This is a genomic window from Candidatus Sulfidibacterium hydrothermale (assembly GCF_020149915.1).
GTDB classification, from domain to species: Bacteria; Bacteroidota; Bacteroidia; order Bacteroidales; family F082; genus Sulfidibacterium; species Sulfidibacterium hydrothermale.
The window spans coordinates 1,093,479-1,118,457 of the sequence record NZ_CP083760.1; the positions used below are offsets into that span (position 1 = coordinate 1,093,479).

Below are 24,979 nucleotides of genomic sequence, written 5' to 3' on the forward strand. Positions count from 1 at the left end.
AAACAATCCCTATATTTGCGAGACTCACAAAAATGAATGACAATGCAGCTTCCTAAAGTTTATCAACCCAAAAATCATATTCGTATTGTAACCGCCGCTTCGTTGTTTGACGGGCATGATGCCGCCATCAACGTGATGCGCCGGATTATCCAGGCCACGGGTGCCGAAGTGATCCATCTCGGTCACAACCGCTCGGTACATGAAATTGTGAATACCGCCATCCAGGAAGATGTGCAGGCCATTGCCATCACGTCGTATCAGGGCGGACACATGGAATTTTTCAAGTACATGTACGACATGCTGAAGGAAAAAAACAGCAGTCATATTAAAATTTTCGGCGGGGGTGGAGGCGTTATTCTTCCCGAAGAAATCGAAGAGCTGGAAGCATACGGCATTACCCGCATTTATTCGCCCGACGACGGCATGCGCATGGGCCTGCAGGGAATGATCAACGATTTGATGGAAAAAGCGGATTTCCCTACCGGGAAAGACATCAACGTCACCCTGGACGATATTAAAAAGCAGGATAAGGTAGCCATTGCCCGGCTGATTTCGGCAGCTGAAAACCACCGCGACGAAGTAGCGGACCTGCTGGACGCCTGTCGTGCGGAAGGCGAAAAACACCATGCCCCGGTCATCGGGATTACCGGAACCGGCGGTTCAGGAAAATCATCACTGGTGGACGAAATTGTGCGCCGGTTTTTAAGCGATTTCGACGATAAAACGCTGGCTATCATTTCGGTGGATCCGTCGCGACGGAAATCGGGCGGCGCGTTGCTTGGCGACCGTATCCGCATGAACAGCATCGACAACCCGCGGGTATATATGCGTTCGCTGGCTACCCGTCAGTCGAATCTTTCCATTTCAAGGTATGTAAAAGATGCCGAAACCATTGCCCAGGCGGCCGGATTTGATTTGGTTATTCTCGAAACGTCGGGTATCGGTCAGTCTGATACTGCCATTGTGGATCACAGCGATATTTCGCTTTATGTGATGACCCCCGAATATGGTGCTGCCAGCCAGTTGGAAAAAATTGATATGTTGGATTATGCCGATTTGATTGCGCTGAACAAATTCGACAAACGGGGCGCCCTGGATGCTTTGCGCGATGTAAAAAAACAGTATCAGCGTAACCATCAGTTGTTTGAAACCGACCTTGACGACATGCCGGTTTTCGGAACCATTGCTTCCCAGTTTAACGATCCGGGGGTTAACAAGTTGTATGTAAATATTTTCAAGGTTGTAAAAGAAAAAACCGGCATTGATTTTCATTCGCATCTGCAGTCGCTGCCCGAAATGACGGAAAAGATACACATCATTCCGCCGCAGCGTGTGCGGTATCTTTCCGAAATTTCCGAAACAGTACGAAATTATAATGCGTGGGCCGAAAAACAGGCCGATATTGCCCGCCGGCTTTTCAGCGTAAAAGAATCCATCGAAGAGATGGAGAAGTCCGGTGAAAAAGAAGTGGCCGAAAAGTTAAAAGAAACTTACCAGAAGTTATTGCTCGAAATCGACCCCAAAAACTTTCGCCAGTTAGAAACGTGGGAAGAGAAAAAGAAAAAATATGCCGGACCGGAGTATGTTTATCAGGTCAGGGGAAAGGAAATCCGTGTGGCTACCCATACCGAATCGCTGTCGCACAGTAAAATTCCAAAGGTAAGTCTGCCGCGGTTTAAAAGCTGGGGCGAGATTTTAAAATGGATTTTAAAAGAAAATGTGCCCGGTGAGTTTCCTTATGCTGCCGGTGTTTTCCCGTTTAAACGCGAAGGCGAAGATCCTACCCGGATGTTTGCTGGCGAAGGCGGCCCGGAGCGTACCAACCGCCGGTTTCATTATGTTTCGCACGGTATGCCGGCCAAGCGGCTTTCCACTGCTTTCGACTCGGTAACGCTTTACGGTCAGGATCCTGACAGACGACCGGATATTTACGGAAAAATCGGTAATTCGGGCGTTTCCATTGCCTGTCTTGACGATGCCAAAAAACTTTACTCGGGCTTTAATCTGGCCGACCCGAAAACTTCGGTATCCATGACTATCAACGGGCCGGCACCCACCATGGTGGCTTATTTTATGAATGCTGCCATCGACCAGCAGTGCGAATTGTATATCCGTCAAAACGGACTGGAAAAACAGGTGGAGCAAATCATCGAAAAAATTTATAAAGAAAAAGGAACCGAACGTCCGCGTTACCAGGGTGATTTGCCCGAAGGCAACGACGGGCTCGGCCTGATGCTGCTAGGTGTTACGGGCGATATGGTGTTGCCCAAAGATATTTACGAACGCATTAAAGCCGACACCTTGCGCCGGGTACGAGGAACCGTACAAGCCGATATTCTGAAAGAAGACCAGGCACAGAACACCTGCATCTTTTCCACCGACTTCTCGCTGAAGCTAATGGGCGATATCCAGCAATATTTTATTGACCATCAGGTGCGAAACTTTTACAGCGTTTCCATTTCGGGATACCATATTGCCGAAGCCGGTGCTAATCCGATTACCCAGCTGGCATTTACGCTGGCCAATGGTTTTACTTACGTAGAATATTATCGCGCCCGCGGCATGGATATCAACAAATTTGCCCCGAATCTTTCGTTCTTCTTTTCCAACGGCGAAGATCCCGAATATGCCGTCATCGGCCGGGTGGCGCGGCTGATTTGGGCCAAAGCCATGAAACTGAAATACGGCGCCGACGAACGGTCGCAGAAATTAAAATATCATATCCAGACTTCCGGTCGCTCGCTGCATGCCCAGGAAATTGATTTTAACGATATCCGTACCACGCTACAAGCATTGTATGCCATTTACGACAATTGTAATTCGTTGCATACCAACGCTTACGACGAGGCAATTACCACGCCTACCGAAGAATCGGTACGCCGGGCTATTGCCATTCAGCTGATCATTAATCACGAACTGGGACTGGCCAAAAACCAAAATCCGTTGCAGGGCTCGTTTATCATCGAAGAGCTGACCGATTTGGTGGAAGAAGCCATTTTATCGGAGTTCGACCGCATTACCGAACGCGGCGGTGTGCTCGGGGCCATGGAAACCATGTATCAGCGCAGCAAAATACAGGAAGAGTCGTTGTATTACGAAACCATGAAACACAGCGGCAAACTGCCCATTATCGGAGTGAATACATTCCTTACCGATAAGGGATCACATACCGTTATTCCCGGAGAGGTAATCCGTGCCACCGAAGCCGAAAAACAATATCAGATTCACATGCTGGAACAGTTGCATAAAACCTGGGAAAAAGAAGCCGCTGCCGAACTGGAAAAACTGCGGAAGGCAGCCGTTGAAAACGACAATATTTTTGAAGCACTGATGGAAACGGCCAAATATGCTTCCATTGGCCAGATTACCGGGGCGCTGTTTGGTGTGGGCGGACAATACCGGAGAAATATGTGATGCTTATTGTTTGACGAATTTGGCAACCTGGACATCACCTTGTTTGGTCTCGACTTTGAAAAGATATATGCCTGCCGGCAAACTGCCGGTTGGAATAAAGGAGAAACTTCCGGCTGTTGCTGAGAACACACATTTTCCTTCGGTATTGAAAATAAAGATTTTGCTGCCGGCAGGAATGTCTGTAAAAAACAGTTTGTCTGAAACCGGATTGGGATAAATAGGGATGGGCTTTGTGGACGATTTCCTGATGCCGGTGTAATTTTCAGGAACCAGTTGAATTTTTTTGACCACTGCCTTGCCGCGGGTGATGGTTATATTCCGGAGTGTTTTGGTGATGTAACCGGGACTTGATATTTCAAAATCGTAAGTTCCTTTTTCAATCGGGCGGTAAAAATAACCGGTTACCGAATCGGAATAAACTTCTGAATGGTCGATATCATGGTTTATCGTAAAAATTTGGGCAGACAGCGGCTTTCCCGTAATCGAATCGGTAACAGTTCCTGTAAATCCTTTTACGCTTTGGTGGATATACGCTAATAACGAACGATAATTGTAGTCCCAGTATTTTAAAAGGCTGTCCGGTGAAGGCGTTTTGGTTTCAGACAGTTCCAGTGTAAACTCGCGGGTGTGTTGAAAATAGTTCATATAATCCTGTCGGCCACCGGCGATACTGTACCAATCGTAGCCGTCAGTAATGCCGTCGTTCAGATCGCGGAAATAATCAGCCCGGGCATAAGCATGAACCGTATCGGCATATTGCCGGCAAACCTCCTGCCACCAGTTGTCATCTGCCGTTCGTCTTGACCAGGTATCCCAGGGATAATTGGCCACTTCGGAGCCGGTATGCAGATTGCACGAAAGCACAAAATGATATTTTTCGGCAAAATTCATAAAAGCAATGGTTTCCGGTTGCCAGCTTTTCCCGTCCGGGTGGTCGCCGTCTTTCGGATCGGGATAATTGCGGTTTAGATCGACCTGGTTGGCATTAAAACGGGTAGCACCGTAAACCGAAGCATTGCCACCGGCATAGGTTCCGTCCGGATTGGCCAGCGGATTAATCCAGATGTCCACACTGTCGATCAGGGAAGTGACTTCGGGAAGTTTTCCGTAATTACTTAATAAATAATCGATTAAATGTAGCATAAGGACGTAGCCTACCGGTTCATCACCGTGGATGGTGGAAGTGTACATAAAGCGGGGCAGGGTGTCGGTTTCGGAATCCAGATGCCCGATGTGGGCAAAAAGCAGTTCTCTTCCCTGCACCGATTTTCCGATACTGATGATCTGACACAAGTCGGGATACTGGTTTTGGAAATCCTGCATCATGGAAAGATACGCATCATAAGAAGGATAGTAATCCCAGTCGGCTGTGCTTTTTAATGCCGGCGGTGTAAGTTTTTCCGGAGAGAGTCGCTCAGAAGGAGGAAGCAGGGTCCGGTATGAAATATTGGTTTTTAAAAATTGAAGAAAACCGGTCCGGTCAGCATAAGCATAAACGGTGTCTCGGGCTATTTTGTCAATGGAAATGATCCGGCTTAGCGGTTGGATTTCTTTTTGTCCGGGAAAAGCAAAACAGAAATAGATTTCTCCGCGTTGGTTTAGAATTTTTTGGGCATTGGTCCAATCACTTTGTTGGGCAAAAAGCAATGGAAGACTGCCGGTAATTAAAAAAAACAAAAGAAAAATTTTCCGTTTCATAAAACCGGATTAAAATTCCCGAAGTAGTTTCTGTAGTGCAAAATAAACAGCCTTATTGGCTTTTACCATAGGCAAACGAAGATTGTTTTTAATGATTCCTTTGATTTCAAGAGCTGCTTTTATGCCGGCAGGATTTCCGTCGGCAAACAACTGTTGCATTACCGGAAGCAGCGAATAGTGAATCTCTCTTGCTTTGGTGATTTTATTCTGGAGCAAAAGGTTTACCATTTGGGTAAACGGCTGAGGCAAAACATTAGCGAGAACAGAAATTACACCGGAAGCTCCTAAGGTCATCATGGGAAAAGTAAGGGCATCATCTCCGGAAAGAACCTGAAAATCTTTTGGCTTTTGACGAAGAATCTCCATAACCTGGGCTAAATCTCCGGAAGCTTCTTTTACGGCTACAATATTCTTAAAATCATGTGCCAGTTGCAGTGTGGTTTCGGCAGCGATATTACTGGCCGTTCTGCCCGGGATATTGTAAAGAATGACAGGAACCGGCGAAGCTGCCGCCACATTTTTAAAATGGTTGTAAATTCCTTTTTGATTGGGTTTATTATAATAAGGGGTAACCGACAGAATGGCGTCTACCCCGTCAAAATCGGTGTTCTTAATGGTTCCGACCACTGTATGGGTACTGTTTCCGCCGATGCCCATTACCACAGGAACCCTGCCGTTTACGGTTTCTTTTACAAAATGCATCACCGCCTGTTTTTCATCAGTTGTTAAAGCCGGGGCCTCGCTGGTGGTTCCCAAACTGACAATGTAGTTTACTCCACCATCAAGAACATGGTGAAGCAGACGTTCCAAACCTGAAAAATCAATGGTGCCGTAATTATGAAAAGGCGTTACAATGGCAACACCTGTTCCCTGAAAATTGGTATTCATGGTAAAAGTTTAATATTCAGTTGTTTGAAATATGCTTTAAAGGCTTTGTAAAAAGCCTGATAATCTTCCTGCTTTCCGGTGTTTTTCAGCGAGATATCGACTGGCGAGTTTTCTATCCGGATGCCATTGGCTGCCTTCAGTTTGGCTTTTATGCCTTTGATTAACCGGAAACACCGGTCTGTTCCCTTATCGGCAAAGATAAGCAACAAGTCGAAATGGTGACCGGATAACCATTTTTTTAAAACGGTTTTTTCTTTTCCGAAAAAAGAAAAATCTCTTTTGTCAATGGTTAGAAAATGTGATCCTTCCGGTTTGGGCTCGGCTTTTTTCTGGTCAAAGTAAATCAGCGCTTCTGCCTGGGGAAATTCTTTTAATACCTGGCGGATAAAAGATTCTGCATCATTCCAGCGGGAGATGTCCGGCAGACAGAAAAGCAATCCCGGCTTTTTGATCTGTTCCTGAAAATAAGCATTTATCAGAAGTTCCGAATGGTTTTCCTGACCAGATGCGACCTTCTCTTTTCCTTTTTCCTTCATTTGGTCTGACTGATTGATGGTGTTTGTCGAGAAAAGGTAAAAGTAACAAGTTTTTGGTTTGCTGAAACGATTTTTTTGACTCGCTATGGGTTTGGACGCTAAAAGTTTTCGGCGCCTTAAAACAGGAAAAACCGGAATGAGTCCAAAAACAGCCTGAAACTTATCGAGTAAAAAGGCAGTTTCGGAAGGTAGAAGCGGGGGTTGGTCGATTGCTGTAAAAACGATGCAATAATTTTCGGATATTGCTTGTCAAATAGGCAAACAATATTAAAAATGATAAAAATGAAAAAGATTGGAATGATGATTATTGGCGTACTGTTTGCCTTTACACAAATGGTACAAGCACAGCAGCCGCAACGTGCTGCCCAAATGCACCGTTATTTTCAACAAACGCTGATTCCGTTTATTGAACAGCAGCAGGCGCAATTTGAAAAAGTATTGACTCCGTCCGAGAAATCGGAACTCCTGCAAATCAGGGAAGAAATGGCTACTTACCGGAAACAGGGGGCGCAAATGCGTCAGGCGATGCAGGGAAATTTTAACCAGGCTGCCTGGGATGCCCGTAAAGCCCAATTCGATGCCATTGTAGCCAAAGCCCGTAAGATCGTAGAAGCACATCCAAAAGCAGCAGCAGCGTATAAAAATGCTGTGGAAAAGAAGATCGCTGAAATAAAACAGCAAATGCCTATGGCCGGAGCCATGATGGCCGGCAGAACCGGTGGACAAGGTCCCGGAATGGGAAACAGAATGTCAAAACTGGATCGTTTAAGTGATCCGGCTGTGGGACTGGTGATGGACCTGAAAGCCATGCAGGGCATGATGAGAAATCATCCGCAGGGTATGATGAGAATGAACGGCGGACAAGGAATGCGCGGTATGAGAAATCCGCAGCAAGGAATGTTTGGTTCGGCCGGAATGTTTGGCCCGCAGCGTATGGGCGGAATGCAAGGAAATTTTCGTCAGGGATTCTCCGGCGGGATGAAGCAACACATGATGATGATCATGCGTAATCCGGAAGTGAAAAAACAGATAATGGCTTATAAAGAAAAAAATATTCTTCCGGTCATTGCCCGTCAACGTGCTGCTTTTGACAAGGTTTTGTCTAAAAAAGAACGAAAAATTATTGCCGAAGTCCGGACCCAGATGAAATCACAGAGAGAAGAAATGCTGGCAATGAGAAAACAGGGACAACGTCCTGACGATTCTGCCCGTTTGGCTATGCAGGTAGCTATGCAAAAAGAACGGCTAGCTGTTCAGGAAATCATGTTAAGACATTACAGCGAACTGCAAAAAGCCCTGGCTCCGGTTCAGGAAAAAATGCCCCAGTGGCGGGCTGATATCCGGAAAATCGTGGTGAATTACATGGTTGATCAACAGATGAAACAACATGTACAGCAACGAAGAGCGCTCCAAAACAAAATGAAAAGTAAGGAAGACATGATGTTCTTACTGATGGATCCGCAGCAACCGGATGCCACCATGTTTTCCCCTCTTTTTCAGCAGAACAAAAACCGGTTTAACGGTTTCTAAGATAAAACAGAACCTGTAAGCTTTGTTTTCATTTCCGGTGCCCGAAAGGGTGCCGGTTTTTTTATGTTTTAATGCAAACGATTGTATTCCTGATTTATGGCTGACAGAGAAATATTTGACGAATAACTTGCATTTATTGGCCGGTAACCAATGGGATGGGTTTGGTGGTTATCGGGAATTACCGTATTTTCGAACTTTCTAAAAATTATTTCTATGGCAAGAAAACCGCACCTCAGTTTCTGGCAGATCTGGAACATGAGCGTGGGATTTTTCGGGATACAGTTTGGTTTTGCGCTGCAAAATGCCAATGTGAGCCGGATCTTCCAAACGTTAGGAGCTGATATTGGAAACCTTTCTATTTTGTGGGTAGCTGCTCCGGTTACCGGATTGATTGTACAACCGATTATCGGGCATTACAGCGATAAAACCTGGACCCGTCTGGGAAGAAGACGGCCCTATTTTTTAACCGGAGCGCTGCTGGCTTCGCTGGCCTTGCTGATCATGCCCAACTCACATGTTTTGTGGGTTGCCGCCGGAATGCTCTGGATTCTGGATGCCTCTATCAACATCTCCATGGAACCTTTTCGTGCTTTTGTGGGCGATATGTTGCCTGAAGAACAGCGTACGCGGGGTTTTGCCATGCAGAGTTTCTTTATCGGTACCGGTGCGGTAATTGCCAGTGTATTGCCCTGGGTAATGACCAATTGGTTACACATCAGTAATACCGCTCCGGAAGGCGTGATTCCTCCATCGCTAAAGTGGGCTTTTTATATTGGTGCAGCGGTTTATTTTTCTGCTGTATTATGGACAATTCTTTCTACAAAAGAATATCCTCCGGAAAAACTGGCAGAGTTTGATGCGGAAGAAGAGGAGCGGACGCATGTTTCGGTAACGACCACATCGGTTACGGTAGATCACCAGAAAAAAGGGAAAATTCAAACCCGGAATGGATTGCTTTGGCTGCTTTTTGGAGCCGCTCTTTCGTATTGGTTTTTTGAAAAACAGCTGACCAAAGATTTGTATGTTCTCTCTTTTGGCTTGATGGCGTTTGGAGTATTGATGATGATTTCGGGAATGATGCAACTCAAAGGAAAGAATAATGCCGCTTTGGTGGAAATTATGAACGATATGTTCGGAATGCCTAAGACCATGATGCAACTGGCTTTTGTTCAGTTTTTTAGCTGGTTTGCCCTGTTTGCCATGTGGATTTATACCACCCCGGCAGTAACCGAATATGTTTTTCATACAACAGACACCACTTCGGCCGCATATAACAATGGAGCCGACTGGGTTTCCGTTTTGTTTGCGGTGTATAATGGTTTTGCCGCTGCGGTGGCTTGGTTTCTTACCCCGTTGTCCAAAGTGACCAGCCGGAAAGTGACACATTCTATTTCTTTGTTATTTGGCGGTTTAGGCCTTTTCTCTATTTATTTCATTCATAATCAATACGGATTGTTGATTTCTATGCTGGGCGTTGGTGTGGCATGGGCCAGCATTTTGTCTATTCCGTATGCCATTCTTACCAATGCTCTTCCGCATGATAAGATGGGGATTTACATGGGGATTTTCAATTATTTTATTGTGATCCCGCAAATTGTGGCAGCGGCCATTCTGGGATTCTTTTTGGAAAAATTCTTCCATAGCGAGGCCATTTATGCCATGATTATCGGTGGAATCTCCATGCTGCTGGCTTCCGTTTTTATTTTGTTTGTGAAAGACAAAGAGTAAAAGAAGGGGGAAGCCAGAAGTCAGAAGTTGGAAGTTGTTGATGCCTGAAGCGGGTTGACTGTTTTTATTTCTTTGAAATGATAGCTGTGCTGGAAAATTAAAACAGACGAAGATGACTGAATTTCGTGAAGAAACCTTTTATATAACGGTGGGAGAGGTCCGTCTTTTTTGTAAAAAGCTGGAACCTTTGGCTCAAGATCCGGAACAACCGATGGCTATTTTTCTTCATGAAGGATTGGGTTCTGTTGAGCAGTGGAAAGATTTTCCCAAACAGTTTTTGCAGGCTTGTAAAATGCCGGTTTTCTTATACGATCGGCTGGGTTACGGAAAATCTACTCCGCGGAAAGAAAAACGTGGTTTGGATTATCTTCATCGCGAAGAACAATTGCTCACACAGCTTATCCAAAAGCTGAATGTGAAAAGATATATCCTTCTTGGCCATAGCGAAGGGGGATCGTTGGCGTTGATCCATGCGGCCCGTCATCCGGAAGGATTACTTCGTGTAATTACCTTATCCGCCAATACGCAAGAAGAACGTTCTATTCCTCCCGGAATTGAAAAGGTCAGAGAAATGTACGAAAAGCCAAATTCAAAACTTAAACAGGCGCTGCAAAAGTATCATGGCGAGCAGTGTGATGCTGTTTTTTATGCCTGGTGCGATACCTGGACCGCCCCTTTTTTTATGTCGTGGAACATTTTGCCGGAGTTAAAACAGATACAGGTCCCCGTTTTGGCATTTCATGGGGGAGCCGATCAATATACTACCTTACAGCAGGTTGAAAATATCCGCAAACAGATTCCGGGCGAAAGGAATATAAAAATCCTTTCTTCTGCCAGCCATCATCCGCATTTTGATTTTCCGGACGATGTGCTGGATACGATATGCGCTTTTTTATATTAGCCTTTTCTACTTCCTTTTTTGGTCGGGTAACCAGTGGTGACGGAAATGACAGCTTCGGTATTCCGGAATAATCCGGATGTAGGTCTGCCGTGCTTTTTCGTTAATCCATTTGTCGATGGCTTTACGTTGTTTGTCCTGAAGAGCCCATTGTTCTATTTTCGGATAGTCTTGTTTTAGGTTGGCTTTGTGGGGCGGAATCCGTTTTTCAAGATACAGCAACCGGTAAGCATCTTTACCGTCTTCGGTTTTAAAAGGAACCGGATTAGATATTTCTCCCGGTTTCATTTTATCCACAATAAAAGAAACCTGCGGATCCAACTGCTCTCCTTCGAATTCGGTTCCGCCGGTTTGTGGATTCAGCAGATACCCTCCGTTGTTTTTATTGGGACCTTGTGAATATTTTTCTACGGCTTCGTCAAAGGTGATGGAGTCAGAGCGGATTTCCTGTACAATGGTATCCAGTTTCATTTTGGCTTTTTGTAGGTCTTGTGCCGAAACTTTCGGGATAAGTAAGATATGCCGGACGTCAATATAATCGCCTTTCCGGGCAATCATCTGAATAATGTGATAACCGGCCTTGGTTTCTACTACGCCTGAAATTTCACCGGGTTTTAGTTTGTAAGCTGCTGCTTCGAAGGCAGGATAAAGTTGGCCGCGGCCATAAAAACCCAGCTCTCCGCCATTTTTGGCAGACCCCGGATCCTGTGAATATAAAATAGCCAGTGTGGAAAAGCTTTCGCCATTCAAAATCCGTTTTCTTAACTGCAGTAATTCTTTTTTCACCCTTAATTTTTCTGCCAGGTTTACCGGTGGTTCACGTACAATTTGCCGGATGACATATTCCGTTTTGATCATCGGGATACTGTCTTTGGGCAAGGAGTTAAAATATTGCCGGATTTCTGACGGGGTAACGGTGATGTTGCTGATAATCTTTTGCTGTACTTGTTGGGCCAGCATCTGGTCTTTTACAATATCATGAATTTCCGCTTTAATCTGAGAGATGGATTTTCCGTAATATTTCTCCAGTTTTTCCTGGCTGCCAAATTGATTAATAAATCCGGAGAGTCTTCTTTCCAGCTCGGCATTTACCTGTGACTCGTCTACCGTGATACTGTCCACTTCGGCCTGGGCCACCATCAGTCGCTGATACAACAAACTTTCCAGAATTTCACACTTCATGTCTTCGGCTGTTCCCTGAATGGCTCCTTGCATGCGGTAGTTCATGTATTGATTTTCAATGTCGGATTTGAGTATCAGTTTATTCCCTACAACCGCCACAACTTCGTCCAGGATCTTGCCTTTGGGTACCCTGTTTAGTGAGTCTTCTTTTTGTGCGAATATTACCGGATATCCCATAAAAATTAAGAGAAAAGTTACCAGTGTCGTCCGGGTAATTTGTTGAAAAATTTTGTTGTTCTGTATCTTCATATTTTAATAAATTTCGAATTTCTTTTGTTTTAATGCCTGATCAAATATCTCGGTTCGTAAATGCTGAATCATTTTTGTTTTCCGTTTATTCAAAATGATTTCCCGTATAAATTGGGTTTCCAGCTCCTCTGGTGATATTTGATCTTTTATTTTAAAGTTGATGAATTTTACAAAGTAGATCTTATTTTCGTCTTCCAGCCGGATGATGCGATGATTTTTGAGATAAAGGGTCTGGTTATAGGTTTCGATAGGAATATACCGGATCAGCTGATTGAAAGGAATCCACCGGTTGGTGTCTGTTGAATAGGTTTCGGCCATAACCGGAGCATAATTTTCCAGCGAGTCGAGTAAAAGACTGTCCGAAAGATGAAACATGCCCCAGAAAACGCGGTTAAGTTGCGGGGCATCTTCTCTTTTCCGGTTGATTATAGCATAAATGACCTTGACAATATTTTCTTTTAACTGAAAGTCTTTCAGATGGCTTTTGTAATAGTCGTCAATTTCCTGTTGGGTTACGACCGTGTCCATGTTTTGCCGGACATATTCATTTTCATACTGATAAATGATCAGTGCATTTTTGTATTCTTCCAGCCTTTTTTGAAAATTGAGTTTATCCTCCGGCAGGTTTTTTTCGGCCTGTTGCAGTAACAATTGGGTATGAACCCATTTGTTGATATAACTCCGGCAAAACTGGATGCTGTCGCGTGGAGACGACCCGCTGGGGATTAGCCCTTTCAGATCGTTGACATACAAATATTTGCTGCCAACGCGTGCCAGTGGAGCCTGTCCGGTATCCGTTTTATGCCGGCATCCGGTTTCTGCCAAAACAAATAGGGCCAGAATCCCCAGGAAAAAAAGAAATCTTCCTGACCGTTTATGCCGTCTGAACCGGAGGGTTGATATGGATAAAAATTCCAGCACTATTTTTTCTTCTCTTTTTCGTATTTGATCAGTTTATTCAATACTTTTTCATTCACCTTAACGGGATATTTGGCCCGAAGTTGTGTAACCCAGTTTTTTTCGAGCAAATCCTGATAATCGGAGGCAACCAGTCCTTTTGCCTGATCAAAAGACATGAGCCCCGGAGAAATGATTTCTTTGATGTAAACCACAAAAACGCGGTTATCTACATCTGAAAATATCGGTTTGGAATAACCTGGTTTCCAGGGAATCGTATCCAGAATCCGGTTGTCGCCGTGCTGGAATGTGCCGCTGTCTATTTTCAGGGTTTGCCGTTTTATTTTTAATTTCTTTAGGTTGTGGATGAGATCTTCCGGGTCAGGATACTGTTTGAAAATAGAATCCATCCGCGAAAGCTCATTTTTCTGGAAAGAAAAGAGATAAGCAGCCGCTTCGGTGCCGTGTTTGTACTTTTCGCGGTGTTGGGTGTAATACTTTTTTAATCCCGTTGTATCCTTCATGGCTTTGGTCCATACCATTTGATCCATCAGGTTGAAAAGAAGAATTCCATCATGATACTCTTGCATGAGTGCTTTAAAATCCGGATAGAAATCTTCAAGATGCTGGTTTTCGTAATCCAGACAATTTTGGTCGACAAATTGTTTGAACAGATGGTCAAGCATGATGGCTTTGTTGGTATAGTGGCCCTTGTGCTGATTTTTCTCCACAAAACGGGCAAAATCTTCCTGGACGTAAACCGTAGGTTCTTTTTCCCCGATTTCCATCAGGGCATGATTCCAGTTTCCTTTCAGGTTTTCCGTTTTAAAATGCCCGGATAGTACGGTCGTGTCAATGGCCTGGAAAATGGCCGCTTTGGCGTCCTGATAAACACGCAGGTGGTGTTCTTTTTTGATTTTGGCCAGAACCGCTTCTTTGCTTTTGCGGGCCCGTTGGTCGCGGGCAACCTGTTCTTTTAGCCGGGGTTCTTCCTGTTTAAAACTTCCCGGACGTTTCCGGTCAAGCAGCTTGATGATATGAAAACCATAGATGGTTTGAAAAGGTTTGGAGATTTGTCCGGGTTTCAGGCTGTCAATTTGTTCCACAAACTGGGGAACAATCCGGCTGGAAGAAAAGCGGGGGAGCTTTCCGCCGTTACCGGCAGAGCCACGGTCTTCCGAATATTTCCGGGCCGCTTCTTCAAACGGCATACCGGCCTTGATTTTTTGATAGATCTTTTGGATTTTTTCTGCTTTGGCCAAAGAATCGGCTTTGGTGTAACCCGGTTTGAGAGCTACAAAAATGTGTTCCACTTCGGCTACTCCCATCGCCGGTCTTTTATCTGTTACTTTGATCAGGTGGTAGCCAAAACGGGTGCGTATGGGTTTGGAAACACTATCCACCGGTGTGTTGTATGCGGCTTCTTCAAAAGGATATACCATATTGAAAACCGTGAAATAGCCCAGGTCGCCGTGGTTTCCTCTTCTTCCGCGTTGTTTCCCCGGAATGGCTTTGATGTCTCTGGCCGACGGGTCTTCTGAATATTTAACGGCAGCCTGTTCAAAATCCATTCCGTGTATGATTTCTGACCGGATGTGGTTGATTTTTTTCCAGGCTTTTAAAGTGTCGGCTGGAGAAGCATTGGGGGAAACCCGCACCAGGATATGGCTGGCCCGGATGTCGTATTGCAATCGTTGATAAGCCTGTTTTACCAGCGAATCGGTTACCTGTTTGTCCGTAAAATAGGGGCGGGCCAGTTGTTTCCGGTAACTGTTCAGCTCTTTTTTAAATCCCGGCAGGGTGTCCATTCCGCGCTTTTCTGCTTCCAGTACTTTTAACCGGAAATTGATATAAAGTTGAAGGTAGTTGCTCAGGCTGGTGGTGTCGTTGCCTTCCGTGCCGTTTTTTTCGTACATTTTCAGAAAATCTCCGGCAGTAACTTTTTGCCCGTCAATGTTGATTAACTCTTTTCGTAACAGACTTTTCTGCGCCAGCAGAGGAATTGAAAAAAGTATCAGCATCGAAAAAATCCAAACTCGCTTCATATCGTTCTGTTTTGATTAACCTTTTCTGCTGTAATTCGGGGCCTCGCGGGTGATGGTGATATCATGCGGATGGCTTTCGGCTACGCCGGCAGCCGTAATTTTAATGAACTTTGCATTTTGTAATTCGCTGATGTTGCGCGAACCGGTATATCCCATTCCGGCGCGCAGGCCGCCTGTCATTTGCAGGATGACTTCAGAAAGTGTGCCTTTGTAAGGAACGCGGCCTACAATACCTTCGGGAACCAGTTTTTTGATGTCGTCTTCGGTATCCTGGAAATAGCGGTCTTTAGAGCCTTGTTGCATGGCTTCCACAGAGCCCATTCCCCGGTATGATTTGTATTTCCGGCCGTCAAAAATGATGGCTTCGCCCGGCGATTCGTCCACACCGGCAAAAAGCGAACCGGCCATGATGCTGTCACCGCCGGCAGCGATGGCTTTTACAATATCGCCGGTATAACGGATGCCGCCGTCGGCAATTACCGGTACGCCGGTATCTTTTAACGCTTTGGCCACATTGTAAACCGCCGTCAGTTGAGGAACGCCTACGCCCGCAACTACACGTGTGGTACAGATGGAACCCGGACCAATTCCTACTTTGATGGCGTCGGCACCGGCAGCCAGCAGGTCAAGTGCTGCTTCGCGGGTGGCGATGTTTCCAATAACCAAATCAACATCCGGAAAATCTTTTTTTACTTTTTTCGCCATTTGAATGACTCCTTCAGAATGGCCGTGAGCCGTATCAACGACAATGGCGTCTACCCCGGCATCCACCAGCGCTGCTACCCGCTGCAACGTATCGGCTGCAATACCCACAGCTGCCGCTACACGCAGTCGCCCGTTTTTATCTTTGCAACTGTTCGGATGGGCTTTGATTTTAATGATGTCTTTGTATGTAATGAGTCCTACCAGTTTGTAATCTTTGTTGACTACCGGCAGCTTTTCAATTTTAAACTCCTGAAGAATTTGAGCGGCTTCTTCAAAGTTGGTGAATTCGGTGGTGGTGATCAGGTTTTCTTTGGTCATGACCTCCTGAATGGGTTTGTCCATTTCTTTTTCGAAACGGAGGTCACGGTTGGTTACAATTCCGACCAGCTTGCTGTGTTTGTCCACTACCGGAATGCCGCCGATGCTGTATTCGCGCATCATGTTCAATGCGTCAATTACCCGGGCATTGGCACTCAGGGTTACCGGATCGATAATCATGCCGTTTTCAGCCCGTTTTACTTTCCGGACTTCATTGGCTTGTTTCTCGATACTCATGTTTTTATGAATTACCCCGATGCCACCTTCCTGAGCCATGGCAATGGCCATTTTTGATTCGGTAACCGTATCCATGGCAGCTGATACGATAGGGATTTTCATTTCAATATTCCGCGAAAAACGGGTGGTCAGGTCGGCTTCGCGCGGTAAAACCGACGAATGAGCAGGAACAAGAAGAACATCATCGTAGGTAAGTCCTTCTCCTAAAAATTTTTCATTTTCCATGGCCGTGGAGGGTCTTAAAAAGTTTATGCAAAACTATCAAAAATCCCTTATCCCGGAAGATCCTTTTTAAGGTGAATTTTTTTTTAACATGTTTTAACGACAGTTGCTGTAATTCAATTGTTTTCAAACAGATTTCCGGCTTGACCGGTTCGGAACAGGATTGGTCAGAAAACAAACATCGGATACGCTATGGCTTTTCCTCGAAATAAATTTTATGTCGAATTCAGGTAGTACGGAAAAAAAGAGAAAAACGGCATGAAATCCCCTGGTTCCCAATCCGGTTTGGTGTGGGTAAGGAGATGGGGGGACGTGAATTGCAAAATCATCGTGTATTTAAAACAGGATTGGTTTTCTTATGCCTTTGGTTTAAAAAAAGTTGCATCTTTGTATAGATGCGTAAACGGTTGCTAAATATCTTGTTCTGGTCGGTGATTTCGGCGGCGTTTATTGGTCCCGGAACCATTGCCACCGCTGCTAAAGCCGGTGCGGAATTTGGTTTTTCACTTTTGTGGGCGCTTGTTTTTTCCACTTTTGCCTGTCTTGTTTTGCAGGAAGCGGCTGCCCGTTTAAGTATTCTTTCCGGTAAAAGTCTGGGCAATGCCATTGCCGACCGTTTTAAAAACAAAAAAGGCGGCTGGCTGATTTTTGCTTTGGTGATAGGGGCTATTATTTTGGGATCGGCAGCCTATCAAACCGGTAATTTGCTTGGCGCTGCCGAAGGGATTCGTATTTTTACCCCTGTTCCGGCGGCGGTATTGGTGCTTGTTATCGGCGTGCTGGCTTTTGCGGCGCTGCTGTTCCCGGGTTTAAAAACCATGGCCCGTTTTCTGGGCTTTTTAGTGGTTTTAATGGGCGTTGCTTTTTTATACACGGCCATAATCATCAAGCCTGATTTTTCCGGTTTAATGCGTGGGGCTGTAGTGCCTTCTTTTCCGGCAGGTGCCGGATTGTTGCTTTTGGGATTGGTAGGAACTACTGTGGTTCCGTATAATTTATTTCTTGGTTCGGGCATTGCCGATAAAAACCAAACGGTGACCGAAATGCGTTGGGGGATTTCGGTGGCGGTTATCCTTGGCGGGATGATCTCCATGGCTGTGCTGGTAACCGGATCTGCCGTAGAAAACGGCTTTTCGTTTTTGACTTTAAGCCGGGTGCTGGGAAGCCGGTTGGGCAGTACGGCTGTATGGCTGTTTGGTTTTGGCCTTTTTGCTGCCGGCTTTTCTTCGGCTGTGACGGCCCCTCTCGCTTCGGCTGTGACCGCACGGGATATTTTTGGAAAACCCGGAGAGAAAAAGTGGCAGCCCCGTGGAAAGTATTACCGGATGACCTGGATGTTTGTGCTGTTTACCGGACTGGGGTTTGGGATGGCCGGCTTTAAACCGGTTCCGGCCATTATTTTTGCTCAGGCGCTTAATGGCTTGATACTGCCTTTTGTTAGTGTTTTTTTGTGGATGGCTGTCAACGACCGGAAACTTGTTGGCCGTAAACCGAATACGCCGGCAGGAAATCTGTTGTTCGGTTTGGTGGTGTGGGTAAGCTTGTTGCTTGGAAGCTGGAATATTCTGCGGCTTATTGTGGATGTGGCTTCTTCCAGAGCCGGGACAATAATGGCCGTTTTGCTGGTGCTGAATTTTGCGGTTACGTTGTTGCTGTGGTTTTTCATCATTCGAAAACAGAGAACCTAATGGAAAAAGCATTCTATGAAATATTTGTTGATACGGGTGGTACTTTTACCGATGTGTTGGCTTATGATCGGCAAAACCGGATGATTCAGCTGAAAATCCTGAGCAGAGGAGGATTGCGGGGAAAAATTATTTCGCAGTATGCCGACCGGGTTTATCAGATAGATGAAAACTGGCAGTTGAAAAAAGATATTCTCAAAGGCTTTACCTTTTCTTTGCTGAAAGATACAGTTCCCACAGGCCGGGTGGTGGCTTTTGATCCCAAGCGTCATCTTTTAACCCTTGACCGGCCTGTTATTTCAAATAAAATGCCGTTAAATCTCTCTTTTGAGATTAGCAGTGGCGAAGAAGCTCCGGTGTTGGCGGCGCGTATTATCACGCAGACTCCGCTGGGAACACCGTTTCCGCCGGTTAAAATGCGCTTGGGGACGACCAAAGGAACCAACGCTTTGCTGGAATCCAAAGGCGGACGCAGTGTTTTGTTCATTACCCGGGGTTTTGGCGATTTGTTAAAGATCGGCACCCAGCAGCGACCTGATATTTTTAGCCTTGTCATTCCACCTGCCCGTGTGTTGCCCGAGCAGATTATCGAAGTGGATGAACGGATGGATGCCAGTGGTACCGTGCTTATTTCGCCGGATATTGAAAAATACCGGGGAATTGTTCGCCGGCTGCAACAGGAAGGCGTTCTCTCGGCCGCGGTAGCTTTTTTGCATTCGTGGAAAAATCCCGGACATGAAATGCTTTTCAGGCAGCTGCTTGAAGAAGAAGGTTTCCGGTATATTTCCCTCGCTTCTGCATTGTCGCCACTCATAAAAATTCTGGAAAGGACCCAAACGGTTACGGTCAATGCTTATCTGGATCCGGTGATTAACCATTATTTAAGCGGAATAAGAAAATATACTGATGACCTGCTGGTGATGAACAGTGCCGGCGGACTGGTGCCTGCCGGCGAATTTCATCCGAAAGACAGCCTGCTCAGCGGCCCGGCCGGAGGGGTGGTGGGAGCCGCCGCCGCCGGCAGCCAGTGCAGACGTAAAAAACTGATTACTTTCGATATGGGGGGAACTTCCACGGATGTGTCGCGTTACAACGGTTCTTATGATTATCAGTATGAAATAGCTTTTGGTCATGCCCGGCTGTTTAGTCCGGCTATTGCCATAGAAACGGTGGCGGCGGGCGGTGGCTCGGTGTGCGCTTTCGATGGATTTAAAATGACAGTGGGGCCTGAGAGTGCCGGGGCTTTTCCCGGACCGGCCTGCTATGGTGCCGGCGGGCCGCTGACACTTACCGATGTCAATTTGTTGGCCGGAAGGCTGGATGTCCGGAGTTTTGGAATTCCGGTAGACAAAAAAGCTGCCGGGGACAAACTAAAGCAGTTAATGCATAAAATGGAATCAGAAACCAGTAAAAAACCGGAGAAAGAAAAAATATTATCCGGTTTTCTTTCCATTGCCAACGAGATCATGGCTGGCGCTATCCGGAAAATATCGGTATCCAAAGGGTTTAATCCGGCTGATTATACGTTGCTTGCTTTTGGTGGTGCTGGCGGGCTGCATGCCTGCGCCCTGGCCGATCTTCTTGGAATAAAAGAGATTATTGTGCCGGCACGGGCCGGTATTTTAAGTGCGGCTGGTATTGGCAGCGCAAAAGTGGAAAAACAGGTCAAACGGCAGTTGCTGCTCGATTTTGAACCGGCCGTCAATCATCTCGACACGGTTTTTGAAGAGATGGAAAAACAGTTGTTTTCTTCTGTTCCGGATGGTGAATTTGAAGTGTATCAACGCCGGTTGTTTTTGCGGTTTAAGGGACAGGATGCCGGTCTTGCTGTGGATTGGAACGGTGACAGCGAAGCTTGTTTGAATGCTTTTCGCCGGGAATATGAAAAACTTTTCGGCCACTGGATTGAAAACCGTACCCTTGAAATCGAATCGGTTCTTCTCAGCATTCGTTCCAAAGAAAAACATCGTTTGGCGGCAAAAACCGGTACAAAGCCGGTCAGGAAAAAAGCACCGGTTCATCATCATCAGGAAAGTTATACCGGCAACGGATGGCAGCGTGTGCCGGTTTACCTCAGAAATGAGTTGCAGCCCGGCAATTTTATCACAGGGCCTGCCCTGATCACAGATGACAAAAGCACGACTTTCCTTGAAAAAGACTGGTTTGCCGAAGTGGATGTCCACGGTCATTTGCTTTTGGAAAAAGTAAAAAAGGAAAAGACAGCCGTGAAGATTGATCCTTTTGAAACACAGCTCGAACTGTTTGCCAACCGGTTTAAAATGCTGGCCGAAAATATGGGCGCTGTTTTACAGCGCACGGCGCTCTCGGTGAATATTAAAGAGCGAATGGATTTCTCATGCGCGTTGCTTGACCGTTCGGGATATCTTGTGGCTAATGCCCCGCATATTCCGGTTCATCTTGGTGGATTGGGTATTTGTGTGCGGGAGATACTCAAAAGATTCACTTTCTCTCCGGGCGATACTTTTATCACCAATCATCCGGCTTATGGCGGATCGCATCTCCCTGATGTTACATTGATTACGCCTGTTTTTAACCGGAAAGGAGAGCTGCTGGCGTTTGTTGTTAACCGGGCGCATCATGCTGAAATCGGCGGGATTACCCCGGGTTCCATGCCTCCCTTTGCTACCCGCCTTTCGGAAGAAGGGGTTGTGATTGCTCCTGTCCGGCTGGTAAAACAGGGAAAAGTATTGTGGGATGAAATGGAAACCCTTTTTGGTTCAGGAAAATATCCCAGTCGTTCAGTGCCTGAAAATATGGCCGATTTGAAAGCAGCACTGGCAGCGAATTATAATGGCCGGAATGCTTTTTTGCAGCTGTTGGACGATTATGGCGAAAAAGAAGTGCTGCAATACATGGATGCGCTTCGTGCATTGGCTGCCCGTAAAATGCGCCGGGTGCTTTCCCGTTTTCCGGACGGAAAATATAACGCTGAAGAAAAACTCGATGACGGCAGCGTGTTGAAAGTGGAAATAACCATTCGCCGTGATGCCGTTCATTTCGATTTTTCCGGCAGTTCACCCGTACATCCCGGAAATCTGAATGCTAACCGCGCGATTGTTCATTCGGTCATTATTTACGTGATGCGTTTGCTGCTGAATGAAAATATCCCGCTGAATGATGGTTTGATGGAGCCGGTGAGTGTGCATTTGCCCGCCGGATTGTTGAATCCTGTTTTTAGTGATGATCCTGATGAATGTCCGGCCGTGGTAGGGGGAAATGTGGAAGTGAGTCAGCGGTTGACGGATACTTTGCTGAAAGCCTTTGGCGTGGCGGCGTGCAGCCAGGGGACCATGAACAATGTTCTTTTTGGTAACCGGAATTTTGGGTATTACGAAACCGTGGCCGGAGGTGTGGGAGCTACTCCTGTGGCCGATGGGGCTTCCGGTGTCCATCAGCACATGACCAATACCCGGATCACCGATCCTGAAATACTCGAATTCCGTTATCCTGTTCGCTTGAAACGGTTTCAAATACGCGAAAATTCTGGCGGCGATGGAAAACACAGTGGGGGCAATGGCCTGATTCGTGAATACGAGTTTTTGGAAGAAATGGAGCTGTCACTCCTTAGTCAGCACCGGAAAACAGTTCCTTACGGAATGCGTGGCGGACAACCTGGCAGCCCCGGCGAACAATGGTTGGTTTCGGCCGATGGCATTAAAAAACAACTGGAAGGAATTTCCCGCATAAAAGTGCATCCAAAAGATGTGCTACTGTTAAAAACACCCGGTGGCGGTGGGTTTGGTGAAAAAACGGAGAATGAATCTTCCTGATTTTCCCTTAATTCTACAGCAACTGGAAATGAAAAACCCTTGCTTGTAACCTGCCCGGCATATTGTTTCGTTGTGCGGCATTAGAAGAAAACTTCAGAACGATTGATTATACTTTTGAAATATCAGTCGGATAGAGAGTTTATTCCAGGCGATGTGTTTTAGTTGTAAATAGTTGTAATTTAACAGGTAAATTCCGGCCAGGTATATTTGAAGATTAAACAATAAAACAGCGCTCGTCACATAGCCCTGGCTGTGAAACATACTCATGGCGATCGGTCATTATAATTACCAAAGATTATGACTTTTGGATGTTGTGGAGCCGTAATATGAGTTTCCGGAGTTTTATCCTTGTATTTCGTTTCAATATTTTATCAACAGATCCTTCCCCGGTTTTCTAAAATCGATACTTTTGTTGTATGGAGAGAGTGACCCTTTTTGTGGATGTGTTACTGCCGCTTCCGTTGCCCGGTACGTTTACTTACCGGGTGCCTTTTGCATTGAACGATGCTGTGCAGGCAGGACAACGGGTTTCGGTACAGTTTGGTCCGCGAAAAGTGTATGCGGGGCTGATTGTAAAAATTCATCAGCAGCCACCGCAAAAAGGAATTCCCAAATATATCCTTTCGGTTTTGGACAGCCGGCCGGTGGTAAACGATTTCCAGCTTCGCTTTTGGCAGTGGATAGCCGGTTATTACATGAGTACGCTGGGCGAAGTGATGGCAGCGGCTTTGCCGTCGGCTTTTAAACTGAGCAGCGAGTCGAAAGTGGTTTTATCCCCCGATTTTGTTCCCGATACGGAAACCCTCAGCGAACCGGAATACCGGCTGACAGAGGCGCTGTTGCAAAAGAAAAAGCTGACCGTTCACGAAGTTTCCCGGATTGTGGGATACCAGAAAGTGCTGCCTTTGCTGAAAACCATGATTGAAAGGCGGCTTATTATGATGGAAGAAGAGCTGGTACAGCAGTATAAGCCTAAGAAAACCAAAATGATAAAGCTTTCGGAAGCTTTTCTTGACGAGCGTGCATTGCAGCAACTGATGGATCAATTGTCTAAACGGGCACACAAGCAACTGGAATTGTTGATGGGATTTCTTACCCTGTCGGGATTCCCTTTGAAAAAAGATTTTTCGGTTTCCAAAAGCGATTTGTTACATAAAACACAGGCATCCGAAAATGCGTTAAAAGCACTTACGGATAAGGGGGTTTTTGTGCAGGAAGAGGTGGTGATCAGCCGTTTTACCGGTGAAAACAACGAAACGGAAAAGACTTTTTCGTTGAGTGCCGAGCAGCAAAAAGCGTTTCACTCTTTGAAAGAACAGATGCAGGAACACCGGGTGGTTTTGTTGCACGGCGTCACTTCGAGCGGAAAAACCGAACTCTACATCAAATTGATGGAAGAAGCGTTGGCCGAAGGAAAACAGGTGCTTTATTTATTGCCTGAAATTGCATTAACAACACAGATTATCAATCGGTTGCGGAAACATTTTGGCGATGAAGTAGGCGTGTATCATTCGCGGTACAACCAAAACGAGCGGGCCGAAGTATGGGAAAATGTGGCCGGTATCCAGTCGGCCGAAGTGCATAAACCTTACCGGATCATTCTCGGGCCGCGCTCGGCGATGTTTCTGCCGTTCGACCGGCTGGGACTGGTCATTGTGGATGAAGAACATGATTCGTCGTACAAGCAGTTCGACCCGGCACCGCGCTACAATGCCCGCGACGCCGTGATTTATCTTGCCGGTTTGCATGATGCCCGCGTGGTTCTGGGCTCGGCTACCCCGGCTGTCGAAACGTATTTTAATGCACAAAACGGAAAATACGGACTGGTGGAACTGAGTGAACGATTCGGCGGGGTGAAAATGCCCGAGATCATTGTGGTAAACATGAAAGAAGAAAAACGCCGCCGGATGCTGAAGTCACATTTTTCATCCGTTTTGTTGCATCATATTCAGGCGGCGCTGGACGATAAAAAACAGGTGATTTTGTTTCAAAACCGGCGCGGTTTTTCCACCCGCATTGAGTGCGAGCAGTGTAACTGGGTTCCCGAATGCAAGTACTGCGATGTGACCATGACCTATCACAAAAAAAGCCAGTTGTTAAAATGCCATTACTGTGGTTACTCGCGGCCGGTGCCGGCTGTTTGCGAGCATTGCGGCAGCCCGAATCTGGTGATGCAGGGGTTTGGTACCGAAAAAGTGGAAGAAGAACTGGCCATGATATTGCCTGATGCCAAGATCGACCGGATGGATTTGGATACCACCCGGGCGAAAAATGCTTTTCAGCGTATCATTTATGATTTTGAAAACCGTAAAACCGATATCCTTACCGGAACCCAGATGGTAACCAAAGGACTTGATTTTGAAAATGTGCAGGTGGTAGGTATTCTGAGTGCGGACAATATGCTGAGTTTCCCTGATTTCAGGGCACACGAACGCAGTTTTCAGATGATGGAACAGGTGAGTGGGCGTGCCGGACGCAAAGATAAACAGGGGATCGTGATTATTCAGACCTGGCAACCGAAACATCCGGTCATTCAGGATGTGGTGCAGCATGATTACCAAAGCATGTACAACCGGCAGCTGGCCGAGCGGTGGCGTTTCCGGTATCCGCCTTATTACCGGCTGGTGATGGTCAAACTGAAACACAAAAAGCCTGAGTTGCTCAACGAAGCGGCAGCGGTGCTGGCCCGCGATATGAAAGCCCGTTTCGGAAATCTTGTTTACGGACCGGAATATCCGATGGTCTCTCGTGTGAAAAACTGGTATATCAAGCAGATTATGCTGAAGATCAAACGGAATGAACAACTGTCTGACCGGAAAAAAGAATTACAGGAAGCCATCAGCGAGTTCAAAAAACAAACGCCCTATAAATCGGTGCGCGTTCAAATTGATGTGGATCCGCAATAAAAAACCCCGATGATTTCAATCACCGGGGTTTTTAGTGCAAAATATATATC

14 protein-coding genes are annotated in these 24,979 nt (G+C 46.1%); 7 read left to right on the forward strand and 7 right to left on the reverse strand.

What is annotated here, in order from left to right:
* Positions 1 to 42 precede the first annotated feature (42 nt).
* A complete protein-coding gene (locus LA303_RS04295) occupies positions 43 to 3,414 on the forward strand; it encodes a methylmalonyl-CoA mutase family protein (RefSeq protein WP_262901565.1) in 3,372 nt (1,123 codons plus the stop codon).
* A 3-nt stretch (positions 3,415 to 3,417) separates the two neighbouring features.
* Here the strand turns inward: LA303_RS04295 and LA303_RS04300 are convergent, their stop codons facing one another.
* Genes LA303_RS04300 through LA303_RS04310 form a run of 3 tightly spaced genes read right to left on the reverse strand, consistent with a single transcriptional unit; the run spans position 3,418 to position 6,536 of the window.
* Complete coding sequence (locus LA303_RS04300; RefSeq protein ID WP_240526702.1) at positions 3,418 to 5,112, reverse strand: M14 family zinc carboxypeptidase; 1,695 nt, start codon at positions 5,110 to 5,112, stop codon at positions 3,418 to 3,420.
* 9 nt (positions 5,113 to 5,121) lie between these two features.
* Complete coding sequence (gene dapA, locus LA303_RS04305) at positions 5,122 to 6,000, reverse strand: 4-hydroxy-tetrahydrodipicolinate synthase (protein ID WP_240526703.1); 879 nt, start codon at positions 5,998 to 6,000, stop codon at positions 5,122 to 5,124.
* On the reverse strand, positions 5,997 to 6,536 hold the full coding sequence (locus LA303_RS04310) for a DUF6913 domain-containing protein (RefSeq protein ID WP_240526704.1): 540 nt from the start codon (positions 6,534 to 6,536) through the stop codon (positions 5,997 to 5,999). The genes dapA and LA303_RS04310 overlap by 4 nt, the downstream gene beginning before the upstream one ends.
* 282 nt (positions 6,537 to 6,818) lie before the next feature.
* On the opposite strand from LA303_RS04310, the gene LA303_RS04315 reads away from it, so the two are divergent.
* The 3 genes from LA303_RS04315 (at position 6,819) to LA303_RS04325 (ending at position 10,695) form a co-directional block, all read left to right on the forward strand.
* Entirely contained in the window at positions 6,819 to 8,066 is a 1,248-nt protein-coding gene (locus LA303_RS04315; RefSeq protein WP_240526705.1) for a hypothetical protein, read from the forward strand.
* A gap of 213 nt (positions 8,067 to 8,279) precedes the next feature.
* The gene (locus LA303_RS04320; RefSeq protein WP_240526706.1) at positions 8,280 to 9,794 is read left to right on the forward strand and encodes an MFS transporter; all 1,515 of its coding nucleotides are present in this window, start codon (positions 8,280 to 8,282) and stop codon (positions 9,792 to 9,794) included.
* 112 nt (positions 9,795 to 9,906) lie between these two features.
* A complete protein-coding gene (locus tag LA303_RS04325; RefSeq protein WP_240526707.1) occupies positions 9,907 to 10,695 on the forward strand; it encodes an alpha/beta fold hydrolase in 789 nt (262 codons plus the stop codon).
* A 6-nt stretch (positions 10,696 to 10,701) separates the two neighbouring features.
* Here the strand turns inward: LA303_RS04325 and LA303_RS04330 are convergent, their stop codons facing one another.
* From LA303_RS04330 to guaB, 4 genes are read right to left on the reverse strand one after another with little or no spacing between them, the layout of a single operon-like run.
* Positions 10,702 to 12,123, reverse strand: a complete 1,422-nt coding sequence (locus tag LA303_RS04330; protein WP_240526708.1) for a peptidylprolyl isomerase — start codon at positions 12,121 to 12,123, stop codon at positions 10,702 to 10,704.
* Between the two features lie 3 nt (positions 12,124 to 12,126).
* Positions 12,127 to 13,044, reverse strand: coding sequence for a hypothetical protein (locus tag LA303_RS04335; protein ID WP_240526709.1), 918 nt, complete (start codon positions 13,042 to 13,044; stop codon positions 12,127 to 12,129).
* On the reverse strand, positions 13,044 to 15,065 hold the full coding sequence (locus tag LA303_RS04340; RefSeq protein ID WP_240526710.1) for a peptidylprolyl isomerase: 2,022 nt from the start codon (positions 15,063 to 15,065) through the stop codon (positions 13,044 to 13,046). The genes LA303_RS04335 and LA303_RS04340 overlap by 1 nt, the downstream gene beginning before the upstream one ends.
* Positions 15,066 to 15,080: 15 nt before the next feature.
* The gene (guaB, locus tag LA303_RS04345; protein WP_240526711.1) at positions 15,081 to 16,550 is read right to left on the reverse strand and encodes an IMP dehydrogenase; all 1,470 of its coding nucleotides are present in this window, start codon (positions 16,548 to 16,550) and stop codon (positions 15,081 to 15,083) included.
* 392 nt (positions 16,551 to 16,942) lie between these two features.
* Here guaB and LA303_RS04350 point away from each other — a divergent pair, with 392 nt between their 5' ends.
* The 3 genes from LA303_RS04350 to priA all read left to right on the forward strand — a co-directional run bounded on the left by LA303_RS04350 (position 16,943) and on the right by priA (position 24,929).
* Positions 16,943 to 18,235 carry an Nramp family divalent metal transporter gene (locus LA303_RS04350; RefSeq protein ID WP_240526712.1) on the forward strand — a complete coding sequence of 431 codons (1,293 nt, stop codon included), beginning with the start codon at positions 16,943 to 16,945 and terminating at the stop codon, positions 18,233 to 18,235.
* Positions 18,235 to 22,023, forward strand: coding sequence for a hydantoinase B/oxoprolinase family protein (locus LA303_RS04355; protein WP_240526713.1), 3,789 nt, complete (start codon positions 18,235 to 18,237; stop codon positions 22,021 to 22,023). The genes LA303_RS04350 and LA303_RS04355 overlap by 1 nt, the downstream gene beginning before the upstream one ends.
* A 416-nt stretch (positions 22,024 to 22,439) precedes the next feature.
* Positions 22,440 to 24,929, forward strand: coding sequence for a replication restart helicase PriA (priA, locus tag LA303_RS04360; RefSeq protein WP_240526714.1), 2,490 nt, complete (start codon positions 22,440 to 22,442; stop codon positions 24,927 to 24,929).
* The last annotated feature ends 50 nt before the right edge of the window (positions 24,930 to 24,979 follow it).

What these genes read in the sequence shown, in the direction of transcription:
- LA303_RS04295 (WP_262901565.1), top strand. Translation starts at nt 43, where the DNA reads ATGCAGCTTCCTAAAGTTTATCAACCCAAAAATCATATTCGTATTGTA.
- LA303_RS04300 (WP_240526702.1), bottom strand. Translation starts at nt 5,112, where the DNA reads ATGAAACGGAAAATTTTTCTTTTGTTTTTTTTAATTACCGGCAGTCTT.
- dapA (WP_240526703.1), bottom strand. Translation starts at nt 6,000, where the DNA reads ATGAATACCAATTTTCAGGGAACAGGTGTTGCCATTGTAACGCCTTTT.
- LA303_RS04310 (WP_240526704.1), bottom strand. Translation starts at nt 6,536, where the DNA reads ATGAAGGAAAAAGGAAAAGAGAAGGTCGCATCTGGTCAGGAAAACCAT.
- LA303_RS04315 (WP_240526705.1), top strand. Translation starts at nt 6,819, where the DNA reads ATGAAAAAGATTGGAATGATGATTATTGGCGTACTGTTTGCCTTTACA.
- LA303_RS04320 (WP_240526706.1), top strand. Translation starts at nt 8,280, where the DNA reads ATGGCAAGAAAACCGCACCTCAGTTTCTGGCAGATCTGGAACATGAGC.
- LA303_RS04325 (WP_240526707.1), top strand. Translation starts at nt 9,907, where the DNA reads ATGACTGAATTTCGTGAAGAAACCTTTTATATAACGGTGGGAGAGGTC.
- LA303_RS04330 (WP_240526708.1), bottom strand. Translation starts at nt 12,123, where the DNA reads ATGAAGATACAGAACAACAAAATTTTTCAACAAATTACCCGGACGACA.
- LA303_RS04340 (WP_240526710.1), bottom strand. Translation starts at nt 15,065, where the DNA reads ATGAAGCGAGTTTGGATTTTTTCGATGCTGATACTTTTTTCAATTCCT.
- guaB (WP_240526711.1), bottom strand. Translation starts at nt 16,550, where the DNA reads ATGGAAAATGAAAAATTTTTAGGAGAAGGACTTACCTACGATGATGTT.
- LA303_RS04350 (WP_240526712.1), top strand. Translation starts at nt 16,943, where the DNA reads ATGCGTAAACGGTTGCTAAATATCTTGTTCTGGTCGGTGATTTCGGCG.
- LA303_RS04355 (WP_240526713.1), top strand. Translation starts at nt 18,235, where the DNA reads ATGGAAAAAGCATTCTATGAAATATTTGTTGATACGGGTGGTACTTTT.
- priA (WP_240526714.1), top strand. Translation starts at nt 22,440, where the DNA reads ATGGAGAGAGTGACCCTTTTTGTGGATGTGTTACTGCCGCTTCCGTTG.